The organism is Peribacillus sp. B2I2, assembly GCF_041261685.1.
GTDB lineage: Bacteria > Bacillota > Bacilli > Bacillales > DSM-1321 > Peribacillus.
Genome location: NZ_JBGCCB010000001.1, coordinates 1186106 through 1199848 on the forward strand (window position 1 = coordinate 1186106; position 13743 = coordinate 1199848).

General features: G+C 37.8%; 19 protein-coding genes. 9 read left to right on the forward strand and 10 right to left on the reverse strand.

The window, feature by feature from the left end; all coding sequences use genetic code 11:
* Positions 1-82 precede the first annotated feature (82 nt).
* Positions 83-265, forward strand: coding sequence for a sporulation YhaL family protein (locus tag ABIE66_RS06020; RefSeq protein ID WP_053344914.1), 183 nt, complete (start codon positions 83-85; stop codon positions 263-265).
* Positions 266-320: 55 nt separating this feature from the next.
* Here ABIE66_RS06020 and ABIE66_RS06025 read toward each other — a convergent pair whose 3' ends face one another.
* A complete protein-coding gene (locus tag ABIE66_RS06025) occupies positions 321-1187 on the reverse strand; it encodes a peptidylprolyl isomerase (RefSeq protein WP_370014186.1) in 867 nt (288 codons plus the stop codon).
* Between the two features lie 199 nt (positions 1188-1386).
* Here ABIE66_RS06025 and ABIE66_RS06030 point away from each other — a divergent pair, with 199 nt between their 5' ends.
* Both ABIE66_RS06030 and ABIE66_RS06035 read left to right on the forward strand, forming a co-directional pair.
* Entirely contained in the window at positions 1387-1470 is an 84-nt protein-coding gene (locus ABIE66_RS06030; RefSeq protein ID WP_285767821.1) for a YjcZ family sporulation protein, read from the forward strand.
* A gap of 185 nt (positions 1471-1655) precedes the next feature.
* Positions 1656-1739 carry a YjcZ family sporulation protein gene (locus ABIE66_RS06035; protein ID WP_034314699.1) on the forward strand — a complete coding sequence of 28 codons (84 nt, stop codon included), beginning with the start codon at positions 1656-1658 and terminating at the stop codon, positions 1737-1739.
* A 112-nt stretch (positions 1740-1851) separates the two neighbouring features.
* On the opposite strand, the gene ABIE66_RS06040 is transcribed toward ABIE66_RS06035, so the two are convergent.
* Both ABIE66_RS06040 and ABIE66_RS06045 read right to left on the reverse strand, forming a co-directional pair.
* A complete protein-coding gene (locus tag ABIE66_RS06040) occupies positions 1852-2034 on the reverse strand; it encodes a hypothetical protein (RefSeq protein ID WP_034314696.1) in 183 nt (60 codons plus the stop codon).
* Between the two features lie 106 nt (positions 2035-2140).
* Positions 2141-2725, reverse strand: a complete 585-nt coding sequence (locus ABIE66_RS06045) for a DUF3267 domain-containing protein (RefSeq protein WP_353957895.1) — start codon at positions 2723-2725, stop codon at positions 2141-2143.
* Positions 2726-2921: 196 nt separating this feature from the next.
* On the opposite strand from ABIE66_RS06045, the gene ABIE66_RS06050 reads away from it, so the two are divergent.
* Complete coding sequence (locus tag ABIE66_RS06050; protein WP_289317544.1) at positions 2922-3248, forward strand: DUF1878 family protein; 327 nt, start codon at positions 2922-2924, stop codon at positions 3246-3248.
* Positions 3249-3250: 2 nt separating this feature from the next.
* Here ABIE66_RS06050 and ABIE66_RS06055 read toward each other — a convergent pair whose 3' ends face one another.
* Both ABIE66_RS06055 and ABIE66_RS06060 read right to left on the reverse strand, forming a co-directional pair.
* Positions 3251-3829, reverse strand: coding sequence for an HTH-type transcriptional regulator Hpr (locus tag ABIE66_RS06055; protein WP_289317543.1), 579 nt, complete (start codon positions 3827-3829; stop codon positions 3251-3253).
* 189 nt (positions 3830-4018) lie between these two features.
* Positions 4019-4381 (reverse strand): YtxH domain-containing protein, encoded by a 363-nt coding sequence (locus tag ABIE66_RS06060; RefSeq protein WP_370014187.1) that lies wholly within the window; start codon positions 4379-4381, stop codon positions 4019-4021.
* Between the two features lie 315 nt (positions 4382-4696).
* Here ABIE66_RS06060 and yhzF point away from each other — a divergent pair, with 315 nt between their 5' ends.
* Positions 4697-4876: a membrane protein YhzF gene (gene yhzF / locus ABIE66_RS29040; RefSeq protein ID WP_483313975.1), complete on the forward strand. Its 180-nt coding sequence runs from the start codon at positions 4697-4699 to the stop codon at positions 4874-4876.
* 100 nt (positions 4877-4976) lie between these two features.
* Here yhzF and ABIE66_RS06065 read toward each other — a convergent pair whose 3' ends face one another.
* The 3 genes from ABIE66_RS06065 to ABIE66_RS06075 all read right to left on the reverse strand — a co-directional run bounded on the left by ABIE66_RS06065 (position 4977) and on the right by ABIE66_RS06075 (position 7408).
* A complete protein-coding gene (locus ABIE66_RS06065; protein WP_289317541.1) occupies positions 4977-5495 on the reverse strand; it encodes a tryptophan transporter in 519 nt (172 codons plus the stop codon).
* Between the two features lie 126 nt (positions 5496-5621).
* Positions 5622-6725 (reverse strand): 3-phosphoserine/phosphohydroxythreonine transaminase, encoded by a 1104-nt coding sequence (serC, locus tag ABIE66_RS06070; RefSeq protein WP_370014188.1) that lies wholly within the window; start codon positions 6723-6725, stop codon positions 5622-5624.
* 260 nt (positions 6726-6985) lie between these two features.
* Positions 6986-7408 (reverse strand): HIT family protein, encoded by a 423-nt coding sequence (locus ABIE66_RS06075; RefSeq protein ID WP_370014189.1) that lies wholly within the window; start codon positions 7406-7408, stop codon positions 6986-6988.
* A gap of 664 nt (positions 7409-8072) precedes the next feature.
* On the opposite strand from ABIE66_RS06075, the gene ABIE66_RS06080 reads away from it, so the two are divergent.
* The 3 genes from ABIE66_RS06080 (at position 8073) to ABIE66_RS06090 (ending at position 10827) form a co-directional block, all read left to right on the forward strand.
* Positions 8073-8816, forward strand: a complete 744-nt coding sequence (locus ABIE66_RS06080) for an ABC transporter ATP-binding protein (protein WP_289317538.1) — start codon at positions 8073-8075, stop codon at positions 8814-8816.
* Positions 8809-10017 (forward strand): ABC transporter permease, encoded by a 1209-nt coding sequence (locus ABIE66_RS06085; RefSeq protein WP_370014190.1) that lies wholly within the window; start codon positions 8809-8811, stop codon positions 10015-10017. The genes ABIE66_RS06080 and ABIE66_RS06085 overlap by 8 nt, the downstream gene beginning before the upstream one ends.
* Before the next feature lie 105 nt (positions 10018-10122).
* Positions 10123-10827, forward strand: coding sequence for an EcsC family protein (locus ABIE66_RS06090; RefSeq protein ID WP_370014191.1), 705 nt, complete (start codon positions 10123-10125; stop codon positions 10825-10827).
* A gap of 28 nt (positions 10828-10855) precedes the next feature.
* Here the strand turns inward: ABIE66_RS06090 and ABIE66_RS06095 are convergent, their stop codons facing one another.
* Positions 10856-12067: a M20 family metallopeptidase gene (locus ABIE66_RS06095; RefSeq protein WP_370014192.1), complete on the reverse strand. Its 1212-nt coding sequence runs from the start codon at positions 12065-12067 to the stop codon at positions 10856-10858.
* A gap of 93 nt (positions 12068-12160) precedes the next feature.
* On the opposite strand from ABIE66_RS06095, the gene ABIE66_RS06100 reads away from it, so the two are divergent.
* Complete coding sequence (locus tag ABIE66_RS06100; protein ID WP_370014193.1) at positions 12161-12784, forward strand: phosphatase PAP2 family protein; 624 nt, start codon at positions 12161-12163, stop codon at positions 12782-12784.
* Between the two features lie 184 nt (positions 12785-12968).
* On the opposite strand, the gene ABIE66_RS06105 is transcribed toward ABIE66_RS06100, so the two are convergent.
* Positions 12969-13484 carry an antibiotic biosynthesis monooxygenase family protein gene (locus ABIE66_RS06105; protein WP_370014194.1) on the reverse strand — a complete coding sequence of 172 codons (516 nt, stop codon included), beginning with the start codon at positions 13482-13484 and terminating at the stop codon, positions 12969-12971.
* Between the last annotated feature and the right edge of the window lie 259 nt (positions 13485-13743).

Consider the following 13743-nt stretch of genomic DNA (forward strand, 5'->3'; position numbering starts at 1 on the left):
TCGCTGGAGAAAGAAGCATATTTTTTTTGTTCATGCATATTCTCTAGTAAATGAATAGTAGATTATTAGGGAGGGAATGGACATGCCAATTTGGATCTGGTTCGTGTTTATTGGAATAATTGTCAGTGCAGTCATGTCAATTTGGACAGCTAGGCAGGAACGCCTCATAGATGATGCTTGGATTGAAAAGGAAGGTCAGAAGTACATTGAACGTATGGAGGAAGAGCGCGAGAGGCGTAAAAAGGATATAAATCAGGGAGCATAGCTTGTATGATGAAAAAAAGCGACAGGCCAAAGTCCTGTCGCTTTTTACTATCTAATTATTTTTCAGCTTGAGTTGCGTCACCAGAAGTAAGGGCATCTTTTAGATCTTTATCTTTAATCTTCACGTCCGCTTTTTTGACTTCCGAGTTCAAAATATCTTGAACTTTTGTTTGGTCAATCTGAGCGACTTTCAAATCATATTCAAGATCTTTTTTCATATCTTTGTATGATTCTTTTTCTTTTGTATCAAGAAGTTGGATGATATGGTAGCCATAATCTGATTTAATCGGCTTGCTGATTTCATCTTTCTTCATTTTGTAAGCTTGTTCTTCAAATGCAGGAACCATTTCACCTTGACCGAACCAGCCTAGTTCTCCGCCTTTTTCAGCTGTACCTGTGTCTGTTGAATATTCTTTTGCAAGTTTAGCGAAGTCTTCGCCTTTGTCCAATTTAGCTTTAACTTCGTCAGCAGTTTTTTGGTCTTCTACTAGAATATGTCTCGCTTTGATTTGTGGTTTATAGTCTTCATAAGCTTTTTTCACATCAGCTTCTTTTACTTTAATATCAGCAACGGCTGCTTTTTCTTGAAGCATGCCGATTTTAAGTGCACGTTTAAGATCATCTTCGCTCTTATATCCGGAAGATGCCAGGGCCGTTTCGAAATTTTCACCCATTTGTGCTTTAAGCTCGTCGGTTTTAGCTTTAACTTCCTTATCCGTCACTGTATATTTTTCAGAAAGAACTTTTTCATAAACAAGTTCTTGAAGAACGGTTTCACCATAACGATCTTTCATTACATTGTAAAATTCTTCTTTGGATATATCTCCCGCTTTAGTTTCCACGACTGCTTCCTTGTCGCTGTTGCATGCTGTAAGTCCGATCAGCCCTGCAGTAACAGCAATCGATAATGCCCACTTCTTCATAAAAACAACTCCTAGTTTTAAGTTTCTGGTTTGCTATTTTTCGTATTTCCACAAAATTAACTATAACATATTCTGGTTACTTTACAAAAAATAATATATTGGTGTATGAATAAGAATTTTTTGAAAAATGGGTGAACGCCTACCCAGATAATAAACCATTACATATGCTAAATCGAGGACATCAAAAGGAGGTAGCATAATGAGTAATGGATTTAACGGAGGTTTCGCATTGTTAGTGGTGTTATTCATTTTATTAATAATTGTAGGAGCAGCCTTCTGCTAATCGGTTGCAAAATTAATAATGGAAAGAGCCCACTCCTTTTGCCGTGGAGTTGAATAGGATAGGGTAGCCGCTCAACAAAAAAGATTGAAGTGATTATCAAGCTATGAAAGGAATGGATTCCTTTTGGCGGATATAAGAGTGTGCATGAAATTACCATTACTTAAGAATGGAAAGGAGGAAGATCAATGTCTGGAGGAATAGGTGGAGGCTTTGCTCTAATTGTCGTTCTTTTCATCCTGTTAGTCATCATTGGAGCTTCTTGGTTATAAACTCATAAACAAAAGGCGAAGCAATCAGCTTCGCCCTTTTTCTTTATGTGGATAATGCGCCGGATATCACCAATGTATGTAACAAATGATGGCCATCATTTGTTGCTCATCTCTACGTATACAATATTTCAATATAGGAGGATAATAACATAATAGTAATTAATACATTAATGGTCCTGAATACTTTAGGCTGCCGGTCTTCAGCAATTTCCTTTTGAATGCATAAAGAGTTTGTCATTCTATTAATATTATAAAGGATCAAAATAGCAAAAATAATAAACCAGAACGAGATCAAAACCTAAAATCCCTCCTTGCAAAACATCATGTATAAATACGATACCAAATTATAATGAAAAAAGATACCTAAAAATCTTCAGGCATCTTTATGAATAGATAAGAAATCATTTTTGAATAAGTATATCGTATCCTTCGAGGTGTTCCTCAATAAAAGAATGCCTTGGAGAACCAACCAGGTTTTTAATATAAATAAAATCCGATACGCATAATCCTGTGTGCAGGGATAATAAAATAGTGAAATAATGGATGTAATGTGGAAAACTAAGGGCACAACCAATCAATATGACAGACATAATGAAGAAAGGCAACACAAGAATCAAGAGATATAGGTGCTTTCGAATCGGATAATGCACATTGACTTTGCATGTTAGGACAAGATTCCACTTCAAGGACCATGAAGTTTTTACTTTTTTACACAATAATCGTAAAGGTAAATAGTGTAATAGTTTGTGAACAGGATATAATAAGAGTAATAGGCTAAAAAATACCATTGTTTGATCGCCATACAAAACAACATGGGATGAAAAGACACTTAATAATGTATAGATCAGAACAAATGACATCAATATAGTAAAAACTGAAAAGAAGATCAGGCGGCAATTCCCATATTGTTTTGCCACGTCAATTGTTTTCCACGAATTCATTTCGAAATCAGCCCTCCAAAGACCGTTGAATATACTTACATACATTACGATGAATGTGTGGAAAAAGCAATGGAATTCTTGGTTTAGTTTTAAGATAAAAATCACTTTAGTGTGGAAGAATGCTAAAGGAGTTTAAGGACGGGTTTTGAACAAAGGATCAGCCGGGTCTTAAGCATGAAAATCAAATTGGTTATAAGCCTTATATGTTAAATTTGAATGATTGATTGGGGATAAATGATGTATGAAAAATATAAATGAAGAAATAGAAATACTCCGTTTTCATCAACGGCTTTTATTAAACTTGATACGCAATCCGGAGGCCAAGTTGGACTTTCTATTTGTGGAAAAAAATTTTACGAAGAAGGAAGCGGAAGAATTATTGGAAACATGTGATATCTTGAGCAAACGCTATGAAATAGAAAAAGCGGAAGGTTACATGAACTTTCGACCGCTTTTTAATCAATTTGAAAGAAAGATTAATCCCAAAATAACCATAAAGGATTGCATTGATGCATGCCTCTCACAAGGTTTATATGTATCTTTCATGAAGGAAATGGATAGAGTGTGAAATTAAACTGGCTCAGTTTCTTTCTCTATCTTTTTTTTGGTGATTTTACCCTCCACGTCAGTAAACTCCTGATCAATGTTGTCGAAGGATCGTTCAAAGATTTGCATGAAATCTTCACCGTATATATTACGGATGACAGCCATCATTTCAATCATATCCGGAAACTTCCCATAAAGCTCACGTAGTGGAAGTGCACCTGAGAAAGCGGAGTTCTTACTTGGGTCGTATGTCTCCATTAAATCAAGCAGAAGCTTTTCACCTTCAGGGGTGATTTTTATATACGTATTCCTTTTGTCATTTTCTTTCTTTGAAAATGTTAAAAACCCGCGTTCCTCTAATTTTTTTGAAAAGTTAAATGCCGTAGAAACATGCATGACCCCAAATTTTGCTACATCTGAAATGGAAGAGCCATTAAGATGGTAGGCAATCCAAAGAATATGGTGCTCATTGATATTTAAATCATAGGGCTTAATCCATTGCTGCCAATCTTTTTCAATCGACTTCCATAATGCTTTGCTTAATTGTGCAATTCGTTGACTAAAAATCATTGCTTCTTTCATAGAATAATTTTTATTCTGCATATTATGGGCTCACCTACTTATAAGATTCTATATATTTATTATGACAATAAAATAAAAATTAATAAAGATAATATTTGCGAAATTTTTAGAAAATTTTAGTTTTTTTAAGGAATTCTCCATTTTCCTCCAATAAACCATGTAATTTATTGGGAAAAATGGAGAATCAAGCTTTTGTGATGATGTCAGCTATTAATTTTTCGAAGCAGGAATGACCGTTTCCAATTCTTTTAATGAATTTTCAATTTCTTGAACGTTCTTCAATAATTCATTCTTATTGGGTTCGATTTCCTGCTTCCAGTTCTCGATGACGATCTGGACATCCGATATGAAGGTTTTTACCGTTTCTTTGCTGATTTCTGTAGCTTCCATCGTGTCATCTTTAATATTTAGCATTTTTACCTTTAATTCATCAATTATATTCTTAATTTCGTCCGTATTCGTTTTGATGCGAGTCCGTAAGTCTTTACCTGAACTTGGTGTAGAAAGTAAGGTTGCTGCACCTGCTACGACTGTCCCGGTTAAAAAGCCAATTAGTAATGATTTTGCTTTCATTAGGATCACCTCATTTTATAATATTGTTTTCGCTTTACATGGTCGGAATCCCTGCTGTAAAAATCAATTGGAAATTATGATAAATAGGGATAGAAATACTATTGATATCAAAATACCATAATTTTCATTCTTATGGAAGCATATCGACCATTTTATCTTTATATCACAAAAATATTTTTTTAAACTTATATAGTAAATATATAATATTTAAAAATAACTTGAAGCTTTATTCAAAATGCTTCATATAAAGGAAAGAGCGGCATATAGATAGTAAAAACAAGCTGTCGGAACATGGATGGCACTGGTGGGTTAATAATGAAAATCATTTTTTTATTAGGCCTTATATGCCTGTGCGGAATGGGGTATTTTCTAAGGAAGGCGAAAACTCCGGGCATCTATCCGCCAAAGAGGGTGCTCCAGGCTAGAGCCTTCGCTATGGGTCTTCCCGGGGTTTTACTGCTTTTCATTTGGTTTATGTTGTTATTGATTCATTGACCCTTGGAGGATGAGTCTGACTAGAATCCCAGATTCATAAGATTGGAAAAAAAAAGCACCGGACACTCCGGTGCTTTTTTAAGTATGATGATCCTGCTGCTTAAGCATTAATGGGTATATTAGATTTTCTTACGATGCCGTTCACAATTGGATAAATAATGACCATCGCAACTGTATTTAGCAGTACGGCAGGAAGTACAACAGCGCCGAAAAGTGCAACGAAAGGACCTGGAAGGGAAACGATATAATAAGCCGAACCAAGGAAGACAGCGCCGGAAATGATTGTTCCTACGGCAGTCAAAATACTAACGGTGACAACGGATGTTGAAAACTTCTTAAGACTGATGAATAAAAGGTAAAAAAGAAAGGCTGTTGCCAATTTGTCTATGATATTTGGAATCTGTCCTCCAGGAAATGTAGTTGTCATGGCAGAGATGGCTCCAGCAGCCAAGGCAACAATGAATACATTTTTCTTCGCGGGAAACAGTGCAATCGCCAAAAACATCATCAACAGCATCATATCCGGTTTCATTCCAAGGAAGAATCCAGGAACGATAAAATGCAGGGCAGCCCCAATCCCGATTAATAGGGACAGTGACACAAGGGTTTTCGTTTTCATTTACTCATCTCTCCTATTCTCATCTCAACTAACATCTTTTCTTCAACAATGCACTATTGCCTGTTGCAAGAAGTTTAAAACAGTATATCATAAGACCTATTTTTTTAGAAGTTATATTTGTTCGAATTAAAGGATTTGAGCTTCCTGCGCTTTATACGATTCCTGGAATTTCTTCATGAAATCGGCAAGGTCCTGACAGTGGGATAGAGGGACAGCATTATAGATGGATGCTCTGCAGCCGCCGATGGAACGGTGACCGTTCAGTCCTACGAATCCGGCTTGCTTCACTTCTTTAAGGAATTGAACTTCAGCTTCTTCAGACGGAAGCGTAAAAGTTACATTCATTAATGAACGGCTGTCCGGTAAGGCATGGCCTTTATAAAAACCATCGCTGCCGTCGATCGCATCGTAAATGACTTTTGCCTTTTCTTCATTGATTTCAGCAATTTTTTCCACGCCGCCCTGTTCTTTTGCCCAATCCAACACAAGGGACAATAAGTAAATGGCCAATGTCGGAGGGGTGTTATATAAAGAATTATTTTTTGAATGGATAGAATAGTTCATCATGGATGGGATTGTTTCATTATCCGTTATTAAATCTTTACGGATGATAACGACTGTGATTCCCGATGGTCCTAAATTCTTTTGTGCACCTGCATATATGATGCCGAATTTACTGATATCAATTTTTTTGCTGAGAATATCACTTGACATATCAGCTACTAAAGGAACGTTGCCTGTTTCTGGAAAATCCTTCCATTGCGTTCCGTAAATCGTATTATTGCTTGTGATATGAAGATATGCAGCATCATCATTCAATTCGATGTCTTCGACTTTAGGGATGAACGTATATTTTTCATCTTTGGATGAAGCTACAACTGCCGTTTTACCTACCTTCTTGGCTTCTTTTAATGCTTTTTCCGACCAAGAACCAGTGAGTACATAATCTGCCCTTTTTCCATCATTCAAAATGTTCATTGGAATCATGGAAAATTGCAGGCTTGCTCCTCCTTGCAGCAGAAGAACTTCATAATTTTCAGGAATTTCCATAAGGTCTTTTAATGATTGAATGGCATGGTTATGAATTTTTTCAAATTCCGAACTTCTATGGCTTAATTCCATGACGGACATGCCGGAATCCTCAATATTCAGCCATTCGTTTTGGGCTCTTTGTAAAACTTCTAAGGGAAGGGCGGCTGGCCCAGCGTTAAAATTGCGTGCACGTTTCAATTTTTTTCCTCCTATACGACTATGTGATAAAGTATTTGAGACTATTCATATATCCTACCAGAAAACTAAATTCAATAGGGGGAAAATTAAGAATTTTAAGTGACAATTCATTTTAATGATGGCCAAAATAAAAGGTCCTGCACTTTGAGTGAGGACCAACTAGATCATTGTATTTCGTACAACCAGCGCTTGGAAAACGTTCAGTTGCTGAACTATAAAGTATATGAAAGGTAGGGGCTAAAAACCTTACTATCCCCGTCTCATTTTAAATGCTGGGCAATGGAGTCAGCGATTTGTTTCAGGTCATCAGGTGTATAGTCGCTGGTATTCGTTTTCCAAACAGCACCAAAGCCGTCACCTTCTCCATGTCGCGGAATTAAATGCATGTGAAAATGGAAAACGGACTGTCCTGCGGCTTCACCATTATTATTTAAAAGATTCAGGCCTACAGGTTGGAATTCCTGTTTCATGGCGCGGGCAATTTCCGGCACCACTTCAAAAAGATTTTTGGCTATTTCAGGTGTTAACTCATAAAGATTTTCCTTATGTATTTTAGGAATTACCAGGGTATGGCCTTTTGTTACTTGACTGATATCGAGAAAGGCCAGTACATGTTCATTTTCGAAAACTTTGGTACTTGGAATTTCCCCATCGATTATCTTGCAAAAAATGCAATCACTCATTTAAAACGCTCCTTTTAGAAGTTAATGTATTTGGTTAATCGTACCATAGCATGAATCCTTGGGAAAAGGAAAAATCATAAAAACAGGATGCAACATTAAGTTGCACCCTGCCTGTTCGAAAAAGGGGGTTTTGCTTCAAAAATTCGCATTAGCATAAATTCTCTGCGACAAACACCTCATCTACATTGGAGTAAAATATGGTTATTATCTGTTTAGAGATTTTCCATTCAAAGCAACCATCTCCTATATCTTTAAAGTTTCATCAACTTTCAAGCATAATTGATAATTATTGAATGATTTTTCTGCTTTTACGTGCAAGAGAACCATCTCCTTGCTCGAAACGATTTTTTTAAATGAAGCTTCTGGTTTTTAATTCAGTTATACGTCTTTAACTGACACCTCATTTACAATATGATGCGAATCATTTGTAATAAAACTTTTGGGCATTTCAGTGTAATACGTCTTTAACTGACACCTCATTTACAATATGATGTGAATCACACGTAATGACTAACCCCTTCTTCCTTATTTATGATGGCCACCAAGTGGGGAAATTATAATTAGTTATTTATGGAAATTTCAATCCAGGAACACTCGACTATATAAAAGCAGGAGAATTTGCTAAAATGGAAATAAGAACCTCTATATAGAAAGGATCGTTTATATGTCCTTATTGGAAATCAAGCAATTAGTGGGCGGATACACGAAAACGCCCGTTTTAAAAGGAATAAGTTTCGACATTCAACCAAATGAGTTAGTAGGGTTAATCGGGCTTAACGGGGCTGGGAAAAGTACGACGATTAAACATATCATCGGACTCATGGAGCCAAAAGGCGGAAGTGTCTCGATTCATGGTAAAACACTGGCCCAAGACCCGGATACATATCGTAAACAATTCACTTATGTTCCAGAAACACCAATCTTATATGATGAGCTGACACTTGAGGAGCATTTAAGGCTGACGGCCATGGCTCATGGTTTGGCGGAAGCGACCTATAAAGAAAGGATGGACGCTCTGTTAAAGGAATTCCATATGGAGAAAAGACTCAAATGGTTTCCGGCCCATTTTTCAAAAGGAATGAAGCAAAAGGTCATGATAATGTGCGCCTTTTTAGTACAGCCGTCTTTATATATCGTCGACGAACCCTTTGTGGGTCTTGATCCATTAGGCATTCAATCCTTGCTTGATTTGATGAGGAAAATGAAAGAGAGTGGAGCGGGAATTTTAATGTCCACCCACATACTGGCAACAGCCGAGCGGTATTGTGATTCCTTCATCATCCTGCATAATGGAGAGATTCGCGCAAAAGGCAATCTTGAGCAGCTTCGTGAACAATTTTCCATGCCGGGGGCAACTCTTGACGATTTATATATTCAATTGACGAAAGAAGAAATTGGACATGAATAGTCAAAATCTCTGGAAGGAAAGATATTTAGGCTATATAAATGAAACGCAAAAATATCTTCGCTATATTTTTAACGGCCATCTGGTTTTTGTCATGGTATTGGTCCTTGGTGGTTTAGCTTATTATTACAGTGATTGGGTGAAGACTTTAGACCGTGATTTCCCGGCTGAATTGATCATGGCTTTTGTTTTATCGCTCCTGGTAACCAGAAGCCCGATAAATACTTTTTTGAAAGAACCTGATACGGTATTCTTGCTTCCGCTTGAAACGAAGTTGAAAAGCTATTTCAAGAATTCATTGGTATTAAGTTGGGTCATGCAGGGCTTTATCCTGTTGGTTGTCCTAATTGCATTTATACCGATGTATACAAAGGTTACGGGTGCAGGCGGTAAAGACTTTGGGATCATCCTTGTTGTTTTGCTTATTTTAAAGTTTTTGAATTTAACCATGCGCTGGCAGGTATTGAAATATCAGGATGCATCAGTGAGCCATTGGGACTCTCTCATCCGCTTTTTACTTAATGGAGTGATGCTCTATTTCATCTGTTCAAGGGCAAATATCCTGTTTGCACTTATAACCATTTTATTATTGTTAGGGCTTTACATGTATTATCGAAGCGCAACTAAAGGTTTTGTGTTGAAGTGGGAACGACTGGTTGAACTGGAAAACAAACGGATGAATTCTTTTTATCGGATAGCGAACATGTTTACTGATGTTCCCCATTTGAAAGGGAAGGTAGCAAGAAGGAAATGGATGGACTGGCTTTTATCCTTCATTCCGTATGGTGAAAAATCAACTTATACCTATCTATACGCCCGTACTTTGCTGCGATCCAATGATTATGTGGGCCTTTGTTTTCGTTTAACTATCATTGGTTCCGTGATTTTAAGTGTATTCACTAATATATGGGCACATTTGATTGTGACTTTCATGTTCCTATTCATGACAGCCCTTCAACTGCTGCCTGTTTGGAAGGCTCATGAATGGAAAGTGTGGGTCTCACTGTATCCATTGCCAGCAAAAATGAGAGAATCTGCAGTCATAAAGCTAATTTCCTATTTCCTATTATTTGAGGACCTGGTCTTTTGCATGGTCCTGCTAGTGAAAGGGGAATGGATGTCCGCTTTAGCGGCTCTGGCAATGGGTCTTGTTTTCTTATTCGGTTTTAAAAATTATGCAACAAAGAAAATTAAAAACTTTTAAGCAGGAGCTGATTTTTCAAAAAATCAGCTTTTTCTTTTAAGTAATGAAAATTGAAAATAAAAGCCTTTAAAGGGGTATATACATATTTAACGGAGGTGTTAAAAGATGGATGAATATGAGCAAAAGGCATTATTGGAACTAGTAACATGGAAAAAGAAAGTAGCTAAGAAATCGGGCAGGTTTGAGCGGATGTCCAAAAAGGCGCAAACCAAAATGAACAGTTATATTCCAGCCCGAGTGCATAAAATGATTACTGATAGTATTAAAGGGATGATAGAGGCAGTATTATCCGGTTCGAAATATATGTCTAAAGAAAAAAATGTAGTGCTTCTATCCTTGCAGCAAAAAGAAGAATGGGTTGCGGAAACTGTAACGGCATATCGGAAAACCGCCGTTATAGAAGGTGTGGGAACCGGAGCGGCAGGGCTTTTAATCGGATTGGCTGATTTTCCTTTACTGCTAAGCATCAAGATGAAGTTATTATTCGAAATATCCCGTTTATACGGTTTCAATCCAAATAATTATGAGGAACGCCTGTTCATTCTCCATATCTTCCAGATGGCGTTTTCAAGCGAGGAAAAAAAGCTGGAAACATTAAGGGTAATAGAAAAATGGGATTCGGGGAATTTACCGGAAATAGACTGGCAAGAATTTCAGCAGGAATATCGTGATCACATCGATGTCATCAAAATGTTCCAACTCGTCCCGGGATTTGGGGCGGCTGTCGGTGCATATGCAAACCATCATTTGCTGGAACAGCTTGGGGAGACTGCTGTCAATTGTTACCGAATCAGACTGCTCAAAGAGTAAGGGACGGCGAAAACCCGTCCCTTTACCATTACCGCAATAAAGATTCATTCACCTTTGGAGATGGTTGTTCCTTATTATGATAGGTTACAGCTGCCGTGCCCAAAATTTTGGCTGCAATGAGCATCGCTTTTTCATCGATGTCAAACAAAGGATGATGATGCGGATATGTATGTTCATTTTTTGGCCTGGCCCCCGTAAAGAAGAATGTACCTTTCACATTTTGTAAATAATAAGAAAAATCTTCACCTGTCATATCCGGGTCAATTTCCTCTGTAACCAGAACTTCCTCGATGGACTCAGTGCTTTCGATGAGGAATGTAGTTTCCTCATCGTGTGGGATAACAGCTGGATAACCTTGAATGTATTGATATTCATAGGTGCAGTCTGCAGCTAGGCAGGTTCCTTTAACAATACGCTCTATTTCCTCGCTTATAAATGAACGGACATCTTCCTTGAAAGTACGGACGGTCCCGATTATTTTAGCCTTATCTGCAATGACGTTAAATGCATTATCGGCTACAAAGGAACCGACGGTAATAACTGCAGAATCTATTGGGTTAAGGCGGCGGCTTACGATTTGCTGTAGTGCCATGACTAGCTGGGAGCCGACTACGATTGCATCGCGGGTTTTATGCGGCTGGGCTCCATGTCCACCCTGGCCTTGAATGATGATCTCAAATCGGTCAGCTGCAGCCATAAGAGGTCCATAAGCGTATTGGACCGTTCCGGTAGGGGCCGTAGCCCATAAATGGGTGCCGAAAATTACATCCACCCCATCAAGGCAGCCGGCCTCGATCATCGGTTTGGCGCCACCTGGAGCATATTCTTCAGCATGCTGGTGGATAAATATATATTGACCTTCGAGCTCATCCTTCAGTTCATTAAGGTTTTTTGCAAGGACGAGGAGAGTCGCTGTATGGCCATCGTGTCCACACGCATGCATTACTCCGGGTACGGAGGATTTATAGGAAACTTCTTTTTCATCTTGAATGGGCAAGGCGTCGAAATCAGCGCGCAATGCTACAGTTTTACCAGGCTTACTGCCTGTAATCTTGGCAATAACACCATTACCGCCTACATTTGTCTGATGTTCGATTCCGAGTTTTTCATAATATTCAGCGATGAAGGCCGCCGTTTGGGTTTCTTGAAAAGAAAGTTCAGGATGTTGATGAAGGTAACGCCTGATGGAAACCATTTCTTCAAATGAACCATCTAGAAGTTTGTGTAATCGATGTATCATCTTGCACCTCCCAATGATTGGTTTAATTGTAAATAGTATATCATATTCAGAATAATCAAAAGTAAATTAAATACCTCGAGGAGAGTTATATCTATGATTAAATATTCCTGGGTTGTTGTGGTTTTGCTTTGCTTGTTGCTATTCTTTTTTTTGATGCATGAAGTCCAGGGTGAGAAGAATTTAGCGTTCGATACATATATTGGAGAACTTTTTGCAGTGAGTGAGAAGACTTTTTCATTCACTTTCTTCAAATTCATCACTTATCTTGGAAAATCCAAAGTCATTGGTTTTGGAAGCTTACTATGTGTTCTATATTTATGGGTAATCAAGAAGGATTATTTGACCATGGCCGTCTTCTCTATCGGAGTGTCTGGGGGCGATGTTTTAAACGGGTGGATAAAAAATCATATTCAAAGAATACGGCCTGAAAATCAATTGATGGAGACAGGTGGCTTCAGTTTTCCAAGCGGCCACGCAATGGTCGGCCTTATTTTTTTCAGTATGGTAGCTTATTTCATAATAAAAGAAGTTAAAGGAAACTCATTGAAATGGGTAGTGGGAATAGGTTTCGTTTGTCTGGTTCTGCTGATAGGGGTCAGCCGGATCGCTATGAACGTTCATTTTCCAACTGATATCTTAGCAGGTTATGCATTAGGAGTTGCATATATTTTAACCTTGTTTAATTTGTATAAGTTACTTGGAAGGAGAGTCATTTGAAAAAGGATTCATAGATGAAATATATGTATATATCCGTTGCATTTCCCCGGAAATAAAGAAGGAATTTGTCGGATTGGGATAGGTTTATATAATTTTTGCGCTTTCCAAAATAATGATCTGGATTGCCATTATTTCAAAGAGGTCCATCCTTGAGAGGATGGACCTTTTATTGAGCAGGAATAGATCATTCTTCGGAATCCTTTACCAATGTATACTGCGTTACATAGGCTTCACCTGAAAACATCTTCTGGCTGGAATTCGTAACTGTAGCTTTGGAGTCGCTGTTATGCGCCTTTTGAAAGGAACTGGAGTTCTTCCAGTTCAGAAAATCAGCTTGTTTCTCCCAAATCGTTAAGATTACATAAGTTTCAGAGTTGATGGGCCGCAGGATACGAAGGGCGACGAAACCTGGTTCATTTTCAATGAATCCGGTCCTATTTTTAAAACGATGTTCGAATACCGGCCGTCCTTCTTCACTGACAGGGATATTGTTCATGACTACATAGCCATGATCTTGAAGGTTTCCTTTCCCATCGACTACTTCATATTTACGTGGCGAGCTAAAGATCGTTTTACCTGATGTTTCATGTAAAAGGACTGTAGTGTCAGGGTTTTGCATAAGTAATATTTTTTCATTCGGGTGCTTATCTTTTTTGATTTTCAAAAAATCGTAAGTGCCTGATGTGATGAATACATTCATAAATTCCCCTCCAATTTCTATATAGTACCTGTATACCCATTTTACCCAATGAATCGTGCTTTTACCATTTCCAATCAAACCATTGGGCCTGGAAACCGGTAAGATTTTTATAAAAACGTCGATTTACTGACAAATATATAGGTTGGCTATACTTCTATTATATAAAAAGCTATAGTTTAAGGAGATTCGATTTGAAATTCAACATCCTTCTGATATTCTAGGTAAGTATGAATAAAAATAGAAACGTGATTGCTTGAAA

What these genes read in the sequence shown, in the direction of transcription:
- ABIE66_RS06025 (WP_370014186.1), bottom strand. Translation starts at nt 1,187, where the DNA reads ATGAAGAAGTGGGCATTATCGATTGCTGTTACTGCAGGGCTGATCGGA.
- ABIE66_RS06060 (WP_370014187.1), bottom strand. Translation starts at nt 4,381, where the DNA reads ATGAAAGCAAAATCATTACTAATTGGCTTTTTAACCGGGACAGTCGTA.
- ABIE66_RS06020 (WP_053344914.1), top strand. Translation starts at nt 83, where the DNA reads ATGCCAATTTGGATCTGGTTCGTGTTTATTGGAATAATTGTCAGTGCA.
- ABIE66_RS06075 (WP_370014189.1), bottom strand. Translation starts at nt 7,408, where the DNA reads ATGAGTGATTGCATTTTTTGCAAGATAATCGATGGGGAAATTCCAAGT.
- ABIE66_RS06095 (WP_370014192.1), bottom strand. Translation starts at nt 12,067, where the DNA reads ATGATACATCGATTACACAAACTTCTAGATGGTTCATTTGAAGAAATG.
- ABIE66_RS06080 (WP_289317538.1), top strand. Translation starts at nt 8,073, where the DNA reads ATGTCCTTATTGGAAATCAAGCAATTAGTGGGCGGATACACGAAAACG.
- ABIE66_RS06045 (WP_353957895.1), bottom strand. Translation starts at nt 2,725, where the DNA reads ATGTATGTAAGTATATTCAACGGTCTTTGGAGGGCTGATTTCGAAATG.
- ABIE66_RS06065 (WP_289317541.1), bottom strand. Translation starts at nt 5,495, where the DNA reads ATGAAAACGAAAACCCTTGTGTCACTGTCCCTATTAATCGGGATTGGG.
- ABIE66_RS06105 (WP_370014194.1), bottom strand. Translation starts at nt 13,484, where the DNA reads ATGAATGTATTCATCACATCAGGCACTTACGATTTTTTGAAAATCAAA.
- ABIE66_RS06055 (WP_289317543.1), bottom strand. Translation starts at nt 3,829, where the DNA reads ATGCAGAATAAAAATTATTCTATGAAAGAAGCAATGATTTTTAGTCAA.
- ABIE66_RS06085 (WP_370014190.1), top strand. Translation starts at nt 8,809, where the DNA reads ATGAATAGTCAAAATCTCTGGAAGGAAAGATATTTAGGCTATATAAAT.
- yhzF (WP_483313975.1), top strand. Translation starts at nt 4,697, where the DNA reads ATGAAAATCATTTTTTTATTAGGCCTTATATGCCTGTGCGGAATGGGG.
- ABIE66_RS06050 (WP_289317544.1), top strand. Translation starts at nt 2,922, where the DNA reads ATGAAAAATATAAATGAAGAAATAGAAATACTCCGTTTTCATCAACGG.
- ABIE66_RS06030 (WP_285767821.1), top strand. Translation starts at nt 1,387, where the DNA reads ATGAGTAATGGATTTAACGGAGGTTTCGCATTGTTAGTGGTGTTATTC.
- ABIE66_RS06035 (WP_034314699.1), top strand. Translation starts at nt 1,656, where the DNA reads ATGTCTGGAGGAATAGGTGGAGGCTTTGCTCTAATTGTCGTTCTTTTC.
- ABIE66_RS06100 (WP_370014193.1), top strand. Translation starts at nt 12,161, where the DNA reads ATGATTAAATATTCCTGGGTTGTTGTGGTTTTGCTTTGCTTGTTGCTA.
- ABIE66_RS06090 (WP_370014191.1), top strand. Translation starts at nt 10,123, where the DNA reads ATGGATGAATATGAGCAAAAGGCATTATTGGAACTAGTAACATGGAAA.